Annotated in this window: 16 protein-coding genes and 1 pseudogene; 8 read left to right on the forward strand and 9 right to left on the reverse strand. The window is 69.2% G+C overall.

All coding sequences use genetic code 11. The features are described from left to right. Positions 1-18 precede the first annotated feature (18 nt). The 3 genes from NJ1_RS30030 to NJ1_RS30040 are packed head-to-tail and all read right to left on the reverse strand — an operon-like array spanning position 19 to position 1,842. Positions 19-792: a class I SAM-dependent methyltransferase gene (locus NJ1_RS30030; protein ID WP_157574339.1), complete on the reverse strand. Its 774-nt coding sequence runs from the start codon at positions 790-792 to the stop codon at positions 19-21. Then, a complete protein-coding gene (locus NJ1_RS30035) occupies positions 789-1,301 on the reverse strand; it encodes a DUF2505 domain-containing protein (RefSeq protein ID WP_067700800.1) in 513 nt (170 codons plus the stop codon). The genes NJ1_RS30030 and NJ1_RS30035 overlap by 4 nt, the downstream gene beginning before the upstream one ends. A gap of 55 nt (positions 1,302-1,356) precedes the next feature. Continuing rightward, a complete protein-coding gene (locus tag NJ1_RS30040; protein ID WP_067700803.1) occupies positions 1,357-1,842 on the reverse strand; it encodes a DUF2505 domain-containing protein in 486 nt (161 codons plus the stop codon). Between the two features lie 40 nt (positions 1,843-1,882). Between NJ1_RS30040 and NJ1_RS30045 the strand changes: the two genes are divergently transcribed. The 3 genes from NJ1_RS30045 (at position 1,883) to NJ1_RS30055 (ending at position 5,931) form a co-directional block, all read left to right on the forward strand. Beyond that, complete coding sequence (locus NJ1_RS30045; protein ID WP_281202177.1) at positions 1,883-2,977, forward strand: UDP-N-acetylmuramate dehydrogenase; 1,095 nt, start codon at positions 1,883-1,885, stop codon at positions 2,975-2,977. 65 nt (positions 2,978-3,042) lie between these two features. Continuing rightward, a complete protein-coding gene (locus NJ1_RS30050; RefSeq protein ID WP_067700806.1) occupies positions 3,043-4,299 on the forward strand; it encodes a L,D-transpeptidase in 1,257 nt (418 codons plus the stop codon). A 96-nt stretch (positions 4,300-4,395) separates the two neighbouring features. Further along, complete coding sequence (locus NJ1_RS30055) at positions 4,396-5,931, forward strand: phthiocerol/phthiodiolone dimycocerosyl transferase family protein (RefSeq protein ID WP_067700809.1); 1,536 nt, start codon at positions 4,396-4,398, stop codon at positions 5,929-5,931. 139 nt (positions 5,932-6,070) lie between these two features. Here the strand turns inward: NJ1_RS30055 and NJ1_RS30060 are convergent, their stop codons facing one another. From NJ1_RS30060 to NJ1_RS30075, 4 genes are all read right to left on the reverse strand, one after another. Continuing rightward, entirely contained in the window at positions 6,071-7,864 is a 1,794-nt protein-coding gene (locus NJ1_RS30060) for a class I adenylate-forming enzyme family protein (RefSeq protein WP_245717648.1), read from the reverse strand. Then, on the reverse strand, positions 7,861-8,613 hold the full coding sequence (locus tag NJ1_RS30065; RefSeq protein ID WP_067700812.1) for a glycosyltransferase family 2 protein: 753 nt from the start codon (positions 8,611-8,613) through the stop codon (positions 7,861-7,863). Before NJ1_RS30065 ends, NJ1_RS30060 begins: the two co-directional genes overlap by 4 nt. Before the next feature lie 265 nt (positions 8,614-8,878). Beyond that, positions 8,879-9,757, reverse strand: coding sequence for a beta-ketoacyl-[acyl-carrier-protein] synthase family protein (locus NJ1_RS30070; RefSeq protein ID WP_067700816.1), 879 nt, complete (start codon positions 9,755-9,757; stop codon positions 8,879-8,881). 4 nt (positions 9,758-9,761) lie between these two features. After that, positions 9,762-10,811: a 3-oxoacyl-ACP synthase III family protein gene (locus NJ1_RS30075; RefSeq protein ID WP_067700819.1), complete on the reverse strand. Its 1,050-nt coding sequence runs from the start codon at positions 10,809-10,811 to the stop codon at positions 9,762-9,764. Positions 10,812-11,005: 194 nt separating this feature from the next. On the opposite strand from NJ1_RS30075, the gene NJ1_RS30080 reads away from it, so the two are divergent. Continuing rightward, positions 11,006-12,220, forward strand: a complete 1,215-nt coding sequence (locus NJ1_RS30080) for a cytochrome P450 (RefSeq protein ID WP_067700822.1) — start codon at positions 11,006-11,008, stop codon at positions 12,218-12,220. A gap of 139 nt (positions 12,221-12,359) precedes the next feature. Here NJ1_RS30080 and NJ1_RS30085 read toward each other — a convergent pair whose 3' ends face one another. Continuing rightward, positions 12,360-13,256 (reverse strand): EamA family transporter, encoded by an 897-nt coding sequence (locus NJ1_RS30085; RefSeq protein WP_067700825.1) that lies wholly within the window; start codon positions 13,254-13,256, stop codon positions 12,360-12,362. A 51-nt stretch (positions 13,257-13,307) separates the two neighbouring features. Next, positions 13,308-14,042 carry an SDR family NAD(P)-dependent oxidoreductase gene (locus NJ1_RS30090; protein WP_067700828.1) on the reverse strand — a complete coding sequence of 245 codons (735 nt, stop codon included), beginning with the start codon at positions 14,040-14,042 and terminating at the stop codon, positions 13,308-13,310. 479 nt (positions 14,043-14,521) lie between these two features. Here NJ1_RS30090 and NJ1_RS30095 point away from each other — a divergent pair, with 479 nt between their 5' ends. The 4 genes and pseudogenes from NJ1_RS30095 to NJ1_RS30110 all read left to right on the forward strand — a co-directional run bounded on the left by NJ1_RS30095 (position 14,522) and on the right by NJ1_RS30110 (position 18,592). Then, complete coding sequence (locus NJ1_RS30095; RefSeq protein WP_067700830.1) at positions 14,522-15,346, forward strand: alpha/beta fold hydrolase; 825 nt, start codon at positions 14,522-14,524, stop codon at positions 15,344-15,346. 132 nt (positions 15,347-15,478) lie between these two features. Beyond that, positions 15,479-16,774, forward strand: a pseudogene (mshA, locus tag NJ1_RS30100) (D-inositol-3-phosphate glycosyltransferase); the annotation flags it as partial. A 128-nt stretch (positions 16,775-16,902) separates the two neighbouring features. Next, complete coding sequence (locus tag NJ1_RS30105) at positions 16,903-17,454, forward strand: type III secretion system chaperone family protein (protein ID WP_084479006.1); 552 nt, start codon at positions 16,903-16,905, stop codon at positions 17,452-17,454. A gap of 253 nt (positions 17,455-17,707) precedes the next feature. After that, a complete protein-coding gene (locus NJ1_RS30110) occupies positions 17,708-18,592 on the forward strand; it encodes an ROK family protein (protein WP_067700955.1) in 885 nt (294 codons plus the stop codon). Positions 18,593-18,682 lie beyond the last annotated feature (90 nt).

The following is an 18,682-nucleotide window of genomic DNA, read 5'->3' on the forward strand; positions in this document are numbered from 1 at the left end:
GACGCGTCGTGGGCGGGTTCAGGAGAGCGGGGCGACGGTCGTCCAGGGGACCGTGAACGTGTTGTCGCGCAGGCGGCGTCGCTGCGGGCGGAGCGGGAAGCCTTGATCGCGCAGGAGATTCGCCGCGTGCCGCCAGCGCACCCGGGGGCCGTACGGGGCCAGCGGCGAAGAATGAGCCCACGCGCGGTCGGCGGCGGTGAGCAGGGTGTGAATGGGTTCGCCGGGGATATTGCGGTGGATCAGGGCTTTGGGGAGGCGTTCGGCGATACCGGACGGCTGTTCGACGGTGAACGGATCCCATGCGAGGGTGAGCGAGAGCGGTCCGGTGCGATCGAGCAGGATCCAGGCGCAGCGGCGGCCGAGTTCGTCGCAGGTGCCGTCCATCAGCAGACCGTCCGGGTGCAGGCCGGACAGGATTCTCGACCATGCCTCGGGGACAGCGGATTCCGGGTACTGGCGCAGCACATTGAAGGCGCGCACCAGAATCGGACGCAGGCCCGCGAGTTCGAAACCGCCCCGGGCGAACTGGACGCCGTCCCGGCCGGGGACGACCCGCTCCGGATCGATTTCCAGGCCGATCACTCGCAGATCGGCGCGCACGGTTCGCAGCCGGGCCGCCAGCTCCAGGGTGGTGACCGGGCTGGCCCCGTAACCGAGGTCGACCACCAGCGGGTCGCCGGCGGCGCGCAGGCGATCGGCGACCAGTGGATCGTTCGCGAGCCACCGGTCGCCACGCCGCAACCGGTTGATGCCGGTGGTGCCGCGGGTGATGGTCCCGATCGGTGGGATCAGGCGGCGTTGCGTTGATCCAGCCAGCGCTGTGTCACCTCGGCTTCGGCACGGAACAGGTCGATCAGATTGACCAGCATGAGTTGTTCGAGCCTGCGCCCGAAGAAGGGGATGAGCACCTCGGCATGCGAGGAAGTGCGCAGCGTGCAGCCGGTCTCGGTGGGGAACAGACGCATGGTGCCGCCCAGGGTGCCGGGCCCGCCGGGGATCTCGGCGGTGTATTCGCCGGTGACCTCGGGACCGAACGGCCCGTACTTCTCGTAGCGGGTGATCACCATGTCCTTGCGCATCACGGTCTGGGCCAGGTCGGGCAGGCTGTCGCGGGGTAGGACGTGCCGCGTCTCGACCGCGATCCCGTAGTCACCGGCTTCCAGGGTGACCAGGTCATTGGGTGAATGCTTCCGCATCTCCTCGATTCGCGCGTCCCAGTGGTCGCGGTTCATCAGGGCCGCGTACACCTCCGTGGTGGTGTGCAGCGGGTAACGAGCGGAGTAGTCCAGTCGGCGAGGCACGATCGGTCAGGTTACTGCGGGCGACGTCGTTTCAGTGACAACTGGCCGAGGCCGGTCAGTGCGAAGCCAGCCAAGTGTCGGTGAATTCGGCTTCGCGCTCGAGCAGTTCGGTGAGGTGCTGCTGCACTGCGGCCTCGATCTTCTTGCCGAAGAGCGGGATCTTCACCTCGATGCTGGCGTCCACGACGAATGTCGAGCCGCCGCCGTTGTCGGTCACCGACAGGGTGCCGTTCACGGTGGCGGGCGCGCCCTCGACCCGGGCCTCGACGGTGCCGCCGCTGCCGTTCCAGGTCTCGGTGCGGGGAATGATCAGATCGCCGGGACGCACAGCGGTGAGCTGAGCGGGCAGCTCGGAGGCGGGAATCGCCTGCACCATCTCGACGCGAACCTGCTCGCCCGTGATGGAGATCGAGTCGATGCGGGCGTTGGGCCCGCCGACCGCCTCGATGCGGTCCTTCCAGTACTGCTCGTCGGCGAAGGCCGCGCGCACGGCGGCGGTGGAATGCGCGGAGTGCGCGGTGAAGGCCAGAGGTGTCGCCATGGTCCGACAGGCTACCGTCTTGGGCGTGCGTACTTCTGGGGTGGTGTCGTTCGACGACCTGCGGGACCTGCTCGCGGCGACCGGTGCGCGGCTGCGCGACGCGGTGCCGCTGGCGGAGCTGACGACGCTGCGGGTCGGCGGTCCGGGTGTGGTCGCCGAATGCGCGAGCACAGAGTCTCTGATCGCGACCGTGCGGGAGCTGGACGCGGCCGCGATTGCGGTGCTGCTCATCGCGGGCGGCTCGAATCTGCTCATCTCCGATGCCGGTTTCGACGGCGTCGTGGTGCGGATCGCCACCGAGGACGTGCGGATCGGGGCCGATTCGGTGATCGCCGAGGCGGGCGCGAACTGGGACGCGGTGGTGGCCGCGACCGTGGCGGCCGGATTCGGCGGTCTCGAATGCCTGTCCGGGATCCCGGGTTCCGCCGGTGCGACGCCGGTGCAGAACGTCGGCGCGTACGGCGTGGAGGTCGCGAGCCTGCTGCGCCGGGTGCGGCTGTACGACCGCGCCTCGGGGGAAATTCGCTGGGCCGAGCCCGAGGAACTCGGATTCGGTTACCGCACTTCGATTCTCAAGCACAGTTCCGCCGCCGTGGTGCTGGAGGTGGAATTCGCGCTGCGCGCCGACGGCTCCAGCGCGCCGCTGGGCTATCGGGAGCTGGCGTCCGCGCTGGACGCGGCCGAGGGTGACTCCCGCCCGGCCGCCGCGGTGCGCGCGGAGGTGCTGCGTCTGCGGGCGAGCAAGGGCATGGTGCTCGATCCGGCCGATCACGACACCTGGAGTGCGGGTTCCTTCTTCACCAATCCGGTCGTTCCGGACGCGCGGGTGGCGGCGGTGCTGGCGGCGGTTTCCGCACACGTGGGCCCGGATGTGGCGGTGCCCACCTGGCCGGTCGCGGGCGGGGTCAAATTCAGCGCGGGCTGGCTGATCGAGCGCGCCGGGTTCGGCAAGGGCTTTCCGGGGCCGGACGCGCCGGCTCGGCTGTCCACCAAACACACGCTGGCGCTGACCAATCGGGGTGCCGCCACCGCCGCTGAACTGGCAGAACTGGCTCGGACCGTGCGAGACGGGGTCGCCGAGCGGTTCGGCATCGGCCTGGAACCCGAGCCCGTCACCGTCGGAGTCGTCCTTTAGGGGCGTGTCCGGTGCCACTCCGTCGCTGACCGGGGCTGTCGGCGTACACGGGTAACCTCGAGACAGTGAGCAATCGAGGAGTGCCGGTCGGGCGGAGGGCCGCCATACTGGGCGGACTGTTGGCTGCGGTCACCGTGGCCGCGGGATGTTCGTCCGACAAGAACGGCGACAGCCCTGGCAAGCCCAGCACCCCGGCCGCGAAGGTGACCGCGGAACCGGCCGACGGCGCCGCGGACATCAACCCCACCGCCACGATCTCGGTCTCGGTCACCGGCGGCAAGATCGACCAGGTGGCGCTGACCAATCCCAACGGTAAGCAGGTCACCGGCGAGTTCAATGCCGACCGCACCCGGTTCACCGTCACCGAGGCGCTCGGGTACGGCGTCACCTACACCTGGTCCGGCACGGCGACCGGCACCGACGGCAAGCCGGTGGCCATCGACGCCAAGTTCACCACCGTCGATCCCAAGACCCAGGCGCCGGCGACGATCAATATCGCCGACAACCAAGAGGTCGGGATCGCCGCGCCGATCATCATCCAGTTCAGGGGGCATGTGGAGAACAAGGCGGCCGCCGAGAAGGCGCTGACCATCACCTCCACCCCGGACACCGAGGGCGGCTGGGCCTGGTTGCCCGACGACAACGGCGGCTCGCGCGCGCACTGGCGACCGCGCGAATACTGGCAGCCCGGCACCGACGTGAAGGTCGGCGCCAAGTTCTACGGCCTTGACCTGGGCGGCGGCCTGTTCGGCGCGTCCGACATCACCTCCGAGTTCCGGATCGGCCGCTCGCAGATCGTCAAGGGCAACGCCCCCAGCCATCGCGTGCAGGTGGTGCGGGACGGCGGCGTGGTGTTCGACTTCGCGTGCAGCTACGGCGAGGGCAACGAGGACCGCAACGTGACCCGCTCCGGCGTTCACGTCGTCACCGAGAAGTACGAAGACTTCATGATGTCGAATCCGCCCTTCTACACGAACGTGCGCGAGCGCTGGGCCGTCCGCATCTCCAACAACGGTGAATTCATTCACGCCAACCCGGAATCGCTTGGCGCACAGGGCAATACGAACGTCACCAACGGCTGCATCAACCTCAGCCCGTCCGATGCCCAGCAGTACTTCCCGACCGCCCTCTACGGCGACCCGGTGGAGATCACCGGCACCCGGATCAACCTCTCCGCGGCGGACGGTGATCTGTACGACTGGACCATCGACTGGGATACCTGGAAGAGCATGTCGGCGCTGAAGGGCGAACCGGTACCGGTGGTGACGGCCACGCCGCTCGCCCCGCAGCAGCCGGGCGGCAAGACGACCCCCACCCGCTGACGATTCGCGCCCGCTCGCCGTGGTGAGCGGGCGCGGGTTCCAGCACGGCGGTATCCCGAGTCCGCGGATCGGGTGCGGCCGGGTGGGGATGGGGCTATGTTCTTGGCCGAGTGGTTCGGTCAGGAGGGCCCGATGGTCGATCGTGGGTCAGCGCCGGTGGTGGTGGGGGTCGATCGGGGGTTGAGTCCCTCGGAGCGATGGTTCTGGATCATCGATCAGATCTCGCCGTCCAATTGTGTTGCACGCGTGCGGGTGTGGGGATCGGTGGGTGCGGGGGAGATCGAGCGGGCGTGGGACGTGCTCGCGGGGGAGTATCCGTTGTTGCGGGTGGGGGTGGTGGACCCCGATGGCGGGGATCCACGGTTCGTGACGGTGGGTGCGCGGATTCCGGTGCGGCGGGTGGAGGCCGAGGATCCCGAGCTGTGGCAGCGAGAGGTCGACTTCGAGGTCGTACACCCGATCACCGTGGAACACGGCGTGGCCCGGGTGGTGGATGTGGTCGGGGACGCCGGGCATCCGGGTGAACGGCACGACCTGATCCTGACCGTGTCGCACACCGTGATGGATGGGCGATCCCTGCTCACTGTGCTGCGCAAGCTGGTGGAATATCTTGCGCTGGAACGTGATTCGTTCTGCCAGGCGGTCGCTGGAGCCGGTGTGGACGGATCGCGCCGCGCGGCCGTCGTCGGCCCGGGTTCGGAGGGATCGAGAGCGGCGGATGCCGGATCGAGCGTGAGGTCGGCTGGGCCGGAGCCCGGTGCGGGCGTTCCGCCGGGTGCGACGGGGCCGGGTGCGGCGCGGGCGGCGGTGCCCGCGTCCGATGATCTGATTCCTGCTGGGGCGCGGGGGTTTTGGCGGTACGTGTATTCGAATCTGGCGGATCAGGTGGTGGCGATGGCGCTGCGGCCACGGCGGCTGACGGGGGCGGTTCCGCTGGGGCTGGGGGAGCGGCGGACTCGTGCGGTATATCGCGTGATCGGCGGGGCGGACCTCGGGGAATTGGTCGCGGAGTGCCGGAGGGCGGGAGTGAGCGTGCACGGGGCGCTGGGCGCGGCGACCGCTCGGACGATCGGCGAATCGGTGCGGCCGGGCCGGGGCGGAGTGGCGGGAATCGGGTCGCCGGTGGATTTCCGGCCGCTGCTGCGGCCCAGACCGGACGATGACGAGTTGGGGATCTATGCGCCGGTGCTCGCGGGATTCGTGAGGTTCGGGCCCGGGATCTCGCTGTGGGCGATGGCGCGCTCGGTGAATCGGCAGCTGGAGAAGGGGATTCGACGGCGACGGCATCTGTCGGCGGTGGCGGGAATGCGGTTCGGGACACCGCGCACGGTCGAATCCGGACGGCGCGTAGTCGAATTGATCGATCGGCGAGCCCCGTGGAACGTATCGGTCACCAACGTCGGCCGTGTCGATTTCCCCGAACGCGTCGGAGCGCTGCGTCTCTCCGATCTCACGCTGGCCGCGTCGAACTCGTGTGTCAGCGCTCTCACCGTCGCGATCGTCACCGCACACGACGAGATGCGAATCAGCTTCTGCTACGTGGACGGGGTTCTCTCGAGGTCCGAAGCGGACACCTTCGCCGACCGCGTAGTGCGCGCGCTCACCTGCAGACCTGCCCCGGCCGTCGTATGAGCGTGGCCGACCAGGGTGGGGCGGGATGCCACCCGCCGCCGGGGTGGTCGGTCAGTTCTCGCCTGAAGAGCGCTGCGCTCCTTCGTGATTCCGTCGCGCAGCGCGATGGCCCGGGTCCGTCCGTGGTCGGCCGGGCTTGTCAGGGCAGCCGGTCGGTCAGTTGGGCGCGGAGAGCGGCGCGGTCGGGCTTGCTGGTGCGCCCGCTGACGGGAATCTCCGGGACCAGGACGATGTCGTCGGGGAGAGCGGAAGTGTCCATCAGGGTGGGGAGTTCGCGGCGGAGGCGGGACAGGAGTTCAGGGGTGTCGGGGGCGGGGACCACGGCGAGGATGATGCGCTCGTCGCCGATCTCGTCGGGGACGCCGATCATGATGGCCTGGCGAACGCCCTCGACGGTGGCAATGGCGGGCTCGTACAGGCCGGGGTAGATATTGGTCTTGCCCCGAATCATCATGTCCTTCTTGCGGCCCATGAGAATGATGGTGTCGCCGTCCATGCGGGCCAGGTCGCCGGTGGGGATCTCGCGCAGCGGTGGCTCGCCGAGATAGCGGTGACACAGATTGGGGCCGGACAGAACGAGCTCGCCGTCCTGCGCTATCCGGGCGACCACGCCTCGCACCGGTGCGCCCAGCGGATCGCCGGAACCCTCGAATTCGAGCTTCGCGGTGCCGGAAGTGATTGCCACGGGCAGGATTTCGGTCATCCCGTAGATGGCGAGGAATTCGCAGCCCGGAATCGCCGCGCGGGCCCGCCGCAGCAGAGCGGTGGTGACCGGTGCTCCGCCCAGCGAGATCTCCCGCAGTGCGGGCGCGGGCAGCCTGCCGGATTCGATCGCGGTGAGCACCACCGCCAGATCCGCCGGAGTGAAGAAGGCGTGCGTCGCGGAATCCAGGGTGCGCGCGAACCGGAGCGGATCGATATGGGTGCCGAACCTCGGATAGCGTGGCATCGACCACCGCGCCCCCGCCATCAGTGCGGGCAGGCCCATCATCAACTGCTCGGTGTGCAGGTGCGCCCCCGGCCCGAGGGTGCTGCGTCCCGCCATCGCCGCCAGTCCCGCCCCGAGTGAACCTCGCGTGTGCACAACAGCTTTCGGCGCCGCCGTCGTCCCCGAGGTGAAGACGATCAGCGCCTCGGCCGCGGCGTCGGTGAGGGCTGCCGACTCCGGGCCGGTCTGCGCTGCCGCGGAACCGTTTCCAGCCGCTGCCGGATCGACCCCGGTCGCGTCCGACACTGCGCGGGCCGCCTCGGCATCGAGGCGGTCCGATGCCTCGGCGTGTGCACCCCACACCTTCTCCGGGCTGTCCGGGGGCGCGGTCGTGCCGTCGGGTGTGGCTGTCGGACCGGTGCGGGGTGCGGTCGAGGCCTTCGCTCGGATCGATGCGGGTGAACCCAGCAGTCGGCCGAGGGGAAGCGAATCGGAAGGTGTTCCCGGGAGCCGGATTCCGCTGTGGATGTGGCGGACCGGAAGATCGGCGAAGGCGGGCAGGGAGAGGCCGCGGGCGCGGCCGAGGCGGGTCAGGGGGCCGCTGAGCAGGTAGAGGAGCGATTCCGTCGCGGCCCACGCCGGTTGGACCAGGTCGATGCGGCGGGCGAAGAGTTCCGGGCCGACGCCCGGGTCGACGAAGACGATGGTGCCGCCCGCCGCGATCGCGCCGAAGACCAGGATGACCGCGTCCACGCACGGCCGGATGGAGAACAGCATGCGATCACCGGGTCGGAAACCATTGGCGTGCAATGCGTTCACCACGCCGGTGATGCGGGCGTCGAGTTCGGCATAACTCAGCGGCGCGTCGCCGATCATCCCGAACGCGGGTGCGTCCGGCCGCTCCCGCACCTGCTCGCGCAACAGAGCGAGGAAGTCGGTGGCCGAGGAGGGTCCCGCGGCTCTCTCCGGCTCGTCTGCCACTCCCGAGGCTTCCTCGTCGCTCACCGAATGTCGACCAGTTCCGGCTTGTACCGGTGGTCGGCGTACCAGGCCAGCGTCTTGCGCACACCCCAGGCGCGCACCCGCCGGTTGGAGCCGTAGACCCGGATGTCGCGGCGCAGGCCGTAGTCGGTGGTGAGCATCCGGACCGCGTTGACCAGGGCACGGTCCTCGTGCAGCTCCTCGATGGCGGTGCGCGGGAATCCGCCCGCCGCCTCGTACAGCTCGGCGGTGATGGCCATATTGCAGCCGGGTGTCATGACGTAGGGGCCCAGGTAGCGAGGGTCCTGGTTGCCGGGGCGGAACTTGCCGAAGGTCGAGGCCACCTCCAGCGCCACCCGGATGACGGTGCGGTCGATCCACCGCACGCCCTCGTCGGTGCGCGGAATCAGCTGCCCGCTGACCAGCCGGAGCCCGGAATCGAAGGCCGCGTTGACGCGGGCGGTCCAGTCGGGGGCGGGCAGGCAGTCGGCGTCGGTGCGGGCGATCCGCTCCGCGCCCGAGGCGATGGCGTGCCGCACGCCGGTGTCCGAGGCCGCGCCGGTGCCCTTCTGGGCTTCGGTGATCAGCTCGATCCGCATCTCGGTGTGGGTGGCGGCGAACTTGCCCACCACCGCGGCGGTCTCGTCGGTGGAGTTGTTGTCCACCACGACCAGGGTGAAGTCGCGGTCGCGCTGTGCGGCCAGGGCCTCCAGGGTCGTGGTGATGCCCTGTTCTTCGTTGTACGCGGGCACGACGACCCATAGCCTTGTCATCCGATTCCCTCCCGAGGATCGTTCCCCGCCGGGCCGAGATCGGCCCCGGGCGGACGGTGCATATCGCATATATCGCGCACCGACCGGTGACGGTTTCAGCGCGGGCACCCGCATCGGCGCCCGGCGGACAACCTCCATAGCAGTCCATTGCCGCTGTCACCGCAACCGCTGGGCGGTGTCACCTGCGTCGCAGCGCGGATTCACCGCTTCCGGACCGGACGGATCCCACCGGCCGGATGGATTCCCACCCGGCCGATCGCAGGATTCACCGCAGCCGGTAGGCGATGGCAGCGGCCGAAGGCCCGGCCCCCGCCGCGACGAACAACGCCAGATCCGCCCCGTCGAGCCGACCGCTGTCGCGCGCCGCGACGTAGGCGGCGGGCAACGCGGAGGTGTGCGCGTCGCCCTCGACCTCGTCGGCAAGGACCGCCTCGGCGGGTAGCCGAAGCTCCTCGCCGAGCAGCTTGGGGAAGTCGGCGGTGGGCCGTCCGCACAGGAGCACGGTCCGCTCCGGCGGCACATCGGCGACTTCGAGCGCCGCACCGGCCGCCGTCACCGCGTGCCGCAGCAGTTCTCGCACGTCCAGGACCGAGCGGTCCACGGTGATCCGGGACCGTCCGGTGACGCCCATGTCCGGCAGCCGCACATAACCGACCGCTTCGGGGCGTTCCTCGGTGGCGGACAGGTGCAGTGCCCCGAACCCGAGCGGCCCATCGATTCGCTCGAGCAGCAGCGCCGCCCCGACCGGCGTGATCGGGAATCCGGGCTGAGGTTCGGGTGAGGTCGAGGGGTGCGCGTCGCCGGAGACCACCAGCACCCGGTGCACGGTCGGCGCTTCCAGCAGGGCCTGGCTCACCTGCACGGCGTTGAGCACTCCGCTCGCACCGTTCATGAGGTCGAAGGACAGGCAGGGCACGTCGCCGCTGCGGTAGTCGAGCCCGATCCCGGCCCGCTGCTGTACGAGCGCCGACATGGCCGGTTCCACCATATTGGAGTCGCGGTAGACGCCGGTATTGATGAGCGCGTCGATGCGATCCGGCGTGGTGCCGGCCTCGTCGATCGCGCGGAGAGCGGCCGCCGCGGCCTGCTCGATGGAACTGCCGTCGCCGATTTCGATTGCGGCCGAAGTGATTACGATTCCCATGACATCACACCCGAAGTTCGCCGAGAGTCACCGACAGGAATCCGGCCACGACGCCCGAGGCTGCCGGCACCATCAGCACCTTTGCCCCGGACGTCAACCGCTGCTGTTTCAGCGCGTCGTGCAAAACCACGAAATGGGAGGTGGATGCGGTATTCCCGTATCGCTCCAGCACGGAAAGGCCGGTCGGCATGGTGGTGTCGAATTCCCGTTCGGCAATCTTGTTTATCAATTCCACAGCGGGACCGCTGAATTGGTGGTGGATCAAGAAGTCGTAGTTCTCCGCCGTGAAGTCGGTGCCGCGCTCGGCGAGGAAGTCCCGCTGACGCGTCGTCCACAGCAGATACCGGGACTCGTTGTGCATCTTGCGGTTGTCGGTGTAGAGCGCGATTCCGGAACTGCGATCACTCGGCATGCCGAGGCACAACTGCGCGAAGGCGGCGCTGGTATTGAGTTCGATGTAGTCGACGCAGTCGGTATCGGTGCCCTCGCCGTCCAGGATCACCGCCGCCGCGCCGTCTCCGACGGTCAGCGAGGCGAATTGCGGGTCGTATTTCTCCGACATCTCGCGCACCGCGGTATCGGAGATCGGCGTGATGTACTCACCCGAGACCACGAGTCCGCGTCGCACGATGCCCGCGCGAATCATCCTGTCCAGCACCAGGACTCCGGTCATCATGCCCGCGCAGGCATTGGAGACGTCGAAGTGGATCGCGCCGCTCGCGCCGAGTTCGTTGCGCAGCATGAGCGCGAAGGACGGTTCGACGCAGAATTGCTCGTCGCGAATGCGGGTGATCGAGCAGGAGATGATCACGTCGAGGTCCGCTGCCTCGTAGCCGGAGTTCTCCAGTGCGGTACTCGCGGCGGCGAGCGCGACGGTGAAGGAATCCTCGCGTTTTCCCCTTGCGTCGACCCCGCAGCGGCGGCGCGCGCGGACGCCGCTCACTTTCTCCAGATCGACGGGGGAGTCGATGGACAGTTGCGCCAGCAGGTCCGCTGTCGATATCTCTTCGGTGGGAAGGTACGAGCCCACCGCCTCGATTCGGGTTCTAGCCATGATGTGTTCACTCCAAGCAGCCCACGGTTGCCGGGGACGCTAGCAAGACCCTGCCCGTATGGTCTGAAAAATCTGTGATTCAGATCATGTGAGCTGAGCGACATTGCGGCACAATGCCTCATTGGCGTACAGAAGTGTTCGCAGGGGTTGGCGCGGAATCACGGCGGCGTCACCCCCCGAGAAACGGGAGTCCCATGCTCAGCGCTACCAAGCGACACGAACTGACCCTCCTTGCCGCCGGTCAGCCCTGGCTGCCCGCGCTGCTGCTCGCGGGTCGCGCCGCCAAACCCATCCGCAAGGTGCCCAAGCTCGGCTGGTTCGTCGCCGATCCGCTCGTCGCGCGACAGATCTACAACGACAGCACCCACTTCAGCATCGTGTCCGAGGGTGCGGCCGGGCACTGGTGGGCGCAGGTCATCGGCGACTGGGTGGAGGACCTGTTCGAAGGGCCCGGGCACACCGACCTGCGCAACAAGGTGCGCGACCTGTTCATCGCCAAGCACACCGACGCCCTGGTCGACCGGGTGATGGGCGCGGCGCTGAAGGATCTGGTCGCGGATCTCGGTGCGGGCAGGACCGTGGACATCGCCGAGCGGGCGCGGGTCCTGGTCGGGCGCAGCGTCTCCGACCTGGTCGGCATGAGCCCGGACGACATCTCCGCGATCTTCGGCGACCACTTCACCAGCGACGATCCCGACGAGCCCTTCCGCGTGCTGTTCGAGCACGTCGAGGAACTGGTGAACCTCGCCATCGGCACCATGGCCTCGACCACCCTGGATCCGGTCGCGCTGGAGAGGGCCCGCGCGCTGATCGGCAAACTCTCCAGCTCCATCCCCGCCGCCTACGAGCGCGCCGACGGTGACACCACCCTGGGCCGCTGCCGAGAGCTGGGGCTGGAGCTCGAACACGCCTCCGGGCTGGCCATGCTGATGGCGGTCGCGGGCACCGACACCCTCGCCAGCGCCATGAGCCGAATGGCCGCGCTGCTGCACGACAGTCGTGACCAGCGGATCCTGCTCGCCATGCCGGAGCGCACGCCCGACGCGGTGCGGGAGACCCTGCGCGTCACCAGCCCCGCGTATCTGGTCGGGCGGTCGGTCACCGCCGATGTGGAGATCGCGGGCCGCAAGCTCGTCGCCGGTGAGCACGTCAAGATTCTGACCTGGTCGATCAACAACGCGGTCGGCGATTTCAGCGTCAACCGGGATTACGTTCCCGAGACCCGCCAACTCTGGTTCGGTGGCGGCCGGCACCTGTGCCTGGGCGCGCAACTGGTGCACTCGGAGCTCACGGCGCTGCTGCAGGCCCTGACCGCCAACGGCCGCCCCTACGAGATCGTCGAACGCCGTTACCGCCGAAAGGTTTTCATCCCCACCTACGAGGTGCTCCGCATTCGCCTCACCGACTGAACGGGTAGCGGGTCGCCGCTGCGGGAATGGTCTCGGGTCGATCGACGCCCCGGCACGGCCGGTCGGACCGCGCGAACACCTCGCGGTTCGGATGCCGAGCCAGGCGTGCGGGAACGGGGAGTGGATCGAGTCCGTGGGCTCACCCCTCGGGCGTCTCGATCGGATTCTGCTGTCCGCGTGTGGATCCCACACACGCGACGATCACGCAGGCGATGGCGAACCATTGCCGGGCGGAGAGCAGTTCGCTGAGCACCACCAGGCCCACCAGTGCGGCCACCGCGGGCTCAACACTCATCAGGATTCCGAATACGCGAGCGGGCATGCGGCGCAGCGCTTCCAGTTCCAGCGAGTAGGGGATCACCGACGAGAGCAGGCCGACGGTGATCCCGAGCGCCAGCAGTTTCGGTTCCAGCAGCGCGGATCCGCCCGCCACGATTCCGGCGGGCAGCACCACCAGTGTTCCCACCGTGCTCGCCACCGCCAATCCGGTGGTCCCGGGGAACCGATTCGCGGTGGCCGCGCCGAGCAGAATGTATGCGCCCCAACCGACTCCGGCCAGGAGCGCGAACCCGATCCCGACCGGGTCCAGCGCCCCGTCACCCTTCGCGAGCAGCAGCACGCCCGCGCCCGCCAGCGCCACCCACAGCAGATCGCGCGGCCGCCGCGAGGTCAGCACCGACACGGTCAGCGGCCCCAGGAATTCGATCGTCACCGCGACCCCGAGCGGAATCCGCGAAAATGACTGGTAGATAGAGTAATTCATCAGCGCCAGCGACAACCCGTACCCGACCGCGATGACCAGACTCCGCGCCGAGTGATCCCGCACGACGGTGCGCAACGCCTTGCGCGCCAAAAACGTCAGCAGGACCGACGACACCAGCAGCCGCAGCAGCACCACCGCGTTGGGCGGCAACTCGTCGAACAGATGCTTGGCCACCCCCGCCCCGACCTGCACCGACACGATCCCGGTCAGCACCAGCGCGGGCGGCGGCACCGCACCCGGCGACAGCCGTCGACGCGACAACCGCCCTGTCACACGTCACCCGCTCCGCGGCCTGTGCCGGGACAGTCGTCCTCCCGCATGAATTCAGGAGCGGCGGGCGAAGCGGCCCGGGTCGGCCTGGTCGCGGGGCTTGACGATGATGGTGTCGAGGTTGACGTGGGGCGGGCGGGAGGCGACGAAGCCGATGATCTCCGCGATGTCCTTGGCCACCAGCGGGTCGATGCCGTCGTAGACCTTGGACGCGCGCTCGGCGTCACCGTCGAAGCGGACCAGGGAGAACTCGGTTTCGACCGCACCGGGGGCGATTTCGGTCAGGCGCACCGGCCGGCCGAGGAGTTCGCCGCGCAGGGTGCGGTGCAGGACGGCCTGGGCGTGCTTGGCGGTGGTGTAGCCGGAACCGTTGTCGTAGGCGTGGAAGGCCGCGACCGAGGTGATGGTGACGATCAGGCCGTCACCGGAGGCGATCAGCTTGGGCAGCAATGCTTTGGTGAGGCGCAGCGTGCCGAGCACGTTGGTCTCCCACATCCAGCGCCAGTCGTCCAGATCGGCCTCGGCCACCGTGGCCAGGCCCTTGGCGCCACCGGCATTGTTGACCAGCACCTCGCAGCTCTCGATCGCGTCGGTGAACGTCCGCACCGAATCCTCGTCGGTCACGTCGAGGGGAAGCGCGGTGCCGCCGATCTCGGCCGCCAGTTTCTCCAGCCGATCGACCCGCCGTGCGCCGACGTACACGTGGTACCCCTGCTCGGTCAGCTCACGGGCGGTGGCCTCCCCGATACCCGAACTGGCTCCGGTCACGACAGCGGTGCGAGTGCTCATGCCCAGAGCTTAAAGACGGCGTGTTGCCCCGAGCGCGCCGAGGTGTGAGCGGTCGACCCGGCTCGCGTCCACGACACCCGGCCCAGGCTGCGAGTTGTCTCGCGGAGGAGCTCGCGTGACATTTCCGATCGCCGTGCGCGCAAACTCCCCATCGCAGCGAGGTAGCAGGTTGGCGGGATCTCCGGGTGCTCATCCCTGCGACACGTGGTCGCCTCGCGCCGGAAGCGGGCCGCGATTCGCGATCGCCTCTCTCGACATCGGTTGTTCGATCCGATTGTCGGCACGCCCGGCGAGACCCGATATGCACGCGGCGCACGATGACATCGCGTGCATGTGCGGGACCGGCCTGAGCATGCAGGCTGTGCACACTCCGAGCATGCGGGTTGTGCACACTGTCGATTTTCGCGCCGGTCGCGCGGGTGGGCAGTGTCCGGACAGGGCCCGAGGCGGCCGGTCGGCGCCGGGCTAGCCTGGCCGGTATGGCGATTCGGGAAGTAGTCAGCGCGGACGGCACCACCATCGTGTACCGGGTGACCGGCCCGGCGGACGCACGGCCGCTGGTGTTGCTGCACGGCTGGTCGGGGACGTTGCGATGCTGGGGGCGGGCCGCGGACGAGCTGGCCGGAAGCTTCCGGGTGATCGCCCTGGATCTGCGCGGGCACGGGTACTCCGATGCCCCCGAATCCGGCTACGACGATCCGAAGAACTGGGCCGCCGACGTCGCCGCGGTGCTCGCGGCCGAATCCGTGACCGCCGATGCGATCCTGCTCGGCTGGTCCTACGGCGGCATCGTGCTCACCGACTACCTGGCCGCCTACGGCACGGGCGCGCTCGCGGGCGTCGTCTACACCGGTTCGCAGGCGGGTATCGGCCGGGGCGTGCCGGGCGCGCAGCCGGGACCGGCCATGCAGAAGGCGATCCCGGACGTCTTCGAGGAGAGCGCGGGCCGGGCCATGCGTGGTTTCGCCGCGTTCGGCAATGCCAATACCGGTCCGGGCCGGGACAAGGGCGAGGACGCCCAGCGCCTGTTCGGCGGCAGCGTCGCGACCCTGCCCCGGGTCCGCAAGGCGCTGTTCTACCGGACGGTCGACAACACCGAGACCCTGCGCACCCTCGACGTCCCGGTTCTGGTCCTGCACGGCACCGCCGATCCGGTCGTCCCGGTCGAGAACGGCCGGTACATCGCGGACACGGTTCCGACCGCGCGCACCTCCTACTGGGAGGACGCCCAGCACGGCCTGTTCATCGAGGATCCGTCGCGATTCGTGGGCGAGATCACCGAATTCGCCGCGGGCCTGGGCTGATCACCCGAGAACCGCGACGGTGGCGGTCCGCGATCCGCGAAAACACCCCGCCACCTCGCGATCTCGCGACGAAATTCCTTGTGACCCATGTCACTTGGGAAGGTGTCCAATGTTTTTACCGTTATAGGTGCCATGCACACTGGTGTGGTGAGTCAACGTTCCGACCTACGGCCCAATCGGATTGCCGTGCTATCGGTGCATACCTCACCTCTGGCTCAGCCAGGCACCGGCGACGCGGGCGGCATGAACGTCTACGTCCTGCAGACCGCCATCGAATTGGCGCGTCGCGGCACCGAGGTGGAGATCTTCACCCGCGCCACCTCCTCCAATGACGAGCCGCTCGTGGAAGCCGCACCCGGCGTACTGGTCCGCCACGTGCAGGCCGGCCCGTTCGAGGGCTTGGACAAGCACGATCTGCCCACGCAGCTGTGCCCCTTCGCCGCCGAGGTGCTGCGCACCGAGGCCCGCAACCTGCCCGGCCACTACGACCTCATCCACTCGCACTACTGGCTCTCGGGCCAGGTCGGGTGGCTCACGCGCGACCGCTGGCGGGTGCCCATGGTGCACACCGCGCACACCCTCGCCGCGGTGAAGAACGCCTACCTCGCCGAGGGCGACACCCCGGAACCGGCCGCCCGCGAGATCGGCGAGAAGCAGATCGTCGCCGAGGCGGACCGCCTGATCGCCAATACCGCCGAGGAGGCGCGTCAGCTCGTCGAGCTGTACGGTGCCGACCCGGACCGCATCGACGTGGTGCTGCCCGGCGCCGACCTCACCCGCTACCGGCCCGGTGACAAGGCCGCCGCCCGCGCCGAATTCGGGCTGTCTCCGCACGAGCGGATCGTCGCCTTCATCGGCCGGATCCAGCCGCTCAAGGCTCCCGACGTGCTGGTTCGCGCCGCCGCGCGGATGCTGGCCGAGGAGGCCACCCTGTCGCGGCCGCCCGCGCGCCCGCTGCGGGTGCTGATCGTCGGCGGACCCTCCGGCTCCGGCCTCGAGCGCCCCGACGCGCTGATCGAATTGGCTTCGGCCCTGGGCATTTCCGACCGCGTCACCTTCCTGCCGCCGCAGCCGCCGAACCGGCTCGCGCAGGTGTACCGGGCCGCGGACCTGGTCGCCGTGCCCAGCTACAACGAATCCTTCGGCCTGGTCGCCATCGAGGCGCAGGCCAGCGGGACGCCGGTGCTGGCCGCCGACGTCGGCGGGCTCGGCACGGCCGTGCGCGACAACGTCACCGGCCTGCTGGTGCCCGGTCACGACACCGACGACTGGGCGATCGCACTGCGCCGCCTGCTGAACGATCCGGCCGGACTCGACGCGATGAGCCTCGCCGCGGTCGAGCATGCCGCCAACTTCTCCTGGGCGCACACCGCCGACGGCATGCTGGACAGCTACGCCGCGGCGCTGTCCCAGTCCCGGGCGGGCCACCCCCTCGCCGGTAGCCTGCACAGTGACAGCAATTTCGCCAGATCGCAGGTGCGGTCGGCCGGAAGCCCGAGAGCACTATTGGCTGGGGTCGAGCCGGCACGGCGGCGCCGGACGGGAGCCGTACGCCGATGACCGACGCCGAATCCTCGAACCCCGCGCAGCCGAACCAGCCGAACGATGACACCGCGGCCGCCACCGCGCGGCTCATCGACGAGACGCTGCGCGACCGCGAGATCGAATACAGCCGCGAGGCCGACGACAAATTCGTCGTCATCCTGCCCGGCGAGCGCAAACTCAAGACCGCGGTGCTGGTGACCGTCGGCAATCACGGTGTGCGCATGGAGTCCTTCGTCTGCCGCAAGCCCGACGAGAACTTCGAGGGCGTCTATAAATTCCTGCTGCGGCGCAACCGCCGCCTCTACGGCGTGGCCTACACCCTCGACAATGTCGGCGACATCTACCTGGTCGGCCGCGTCTCCGCGCACGCCGTCACCCCCGACGAACTCGACCGCTGGTTCGGTCAGATCCTCGAGGCGGTGGACGCGGACTTCAACACCCTGCTCGAACTCGGATTCGCGGAATCCATTCGCCGGGAATGGAAATGGCGCGTCTCCCGCGGCGAATCGCTCAAGAATCTGCGCGCGTTCGAACACCTCGTGGACACCGCCGACCAGCCCTGAGCCACGGCGGGGGAGCTGCACGCCTGCTACGCCACGTTCTCGACGTGCCGACCCCCTCGTCGACCGCTGGCTCCGCCCTCGGAATTCTTCGATCCTCATCGAATAGGGCAGTCGGCGGGCGGTTCGCAAGCCCCGCGGGTTTATCGTCGATCGGTATCGCGTGGTGGTTCGCGTACCCGGGCCGGTTCCGCCGTGCAGCGGGGCCGATCGCGCGGGTGTGATCGACGGATCGCGGAAATCCTGGAGGCAGACGATGGTGGCGTTGGCGCTGGATATCGGGGCGACGAAATTCGCTGCGGGGACCGTGGATTCCGAGGGCGGGGTGCACGATGTGCGGCGGATCGCGGTGCCCGAATCCGGGGTGTGGGAGCAGTGCCGGGAGATGCTGCGCCAGGTCGCGGGGGACGCGGAGGTGAGCGCGGTCGGAATCGGGTCGGCCGGCCCGGTGGATGTGCGCAGGGGCGCGGCGGGACCGCTGAACATCCCGGAGTGGGCGGACGGCTTCCCGCTCGTCGACTCGGTCCGAGAGTTGTTCCCGGGCGCGAATATTCGCTTCGCCATCGACGGCGTCTGCCTGGCAATGGCCGAACAGCGCTGGGGCGCTGCCCGGAACGTGTCGAACGTGCTGGCCATGACGGTCTCCTCCGGTATCGGCGGCGGCATCATCTCGGACGGCCGAGTCCTGATGGGGCGCACCGGAAATGCCGGGCACGTCGGTCATATCGTGGTGCCCGGCAACGAGGAACCGTGTGCGTGCGGTGGCGTCGGCTGTGTCGAGGCGGTCGCGAGCGGGCACTCCTCGGTGCGCTGGGCGCGGCGGCAGGGCTGGAGCGGGAGCACCGGTATCGAACTGGCCCGGGCCGCGCATCGGGGCGAGCAGATCGCGGTGGCCGCGATGAACCGTGCCGGGACGGCCCTGGGGCGGGCGATCGCGTCGGCCGCCGCACTGCTGGACACCGACCTGGTGGTGATCGGCGGCGGTTTCGCGCAATCGGGTGAACCGCTGTGGGCGCCACTGCGGGAAACCGTGGCCGCGCATGCCGGGCTGGTGTTCCTGCGTGAACTGCGGGTGGTGCCTTCCGAACTCACCGATCAAGCCACGATCGCGGGTGCGGGACTGCTGGCCCTGCGGGAGTGATCGCGCGTGCGCCGGGCGGCGGAGCGCCCGTTTCGGATCCGTCCCGGCCGGTATAACGCGAGGTCGAGGGCCGGGACCGGAGGCGAACCG

It is taken from the genome of Nocardia jejuensis NBRC 103114 (assembly GCF_001613145.1).
Classification (GTDB): Bacteria; Actinomycetota; Actinomycetes; order Mycobacteriales; family Mycobacteriaceae; genus Nocardia; species Nocardia jejuensis.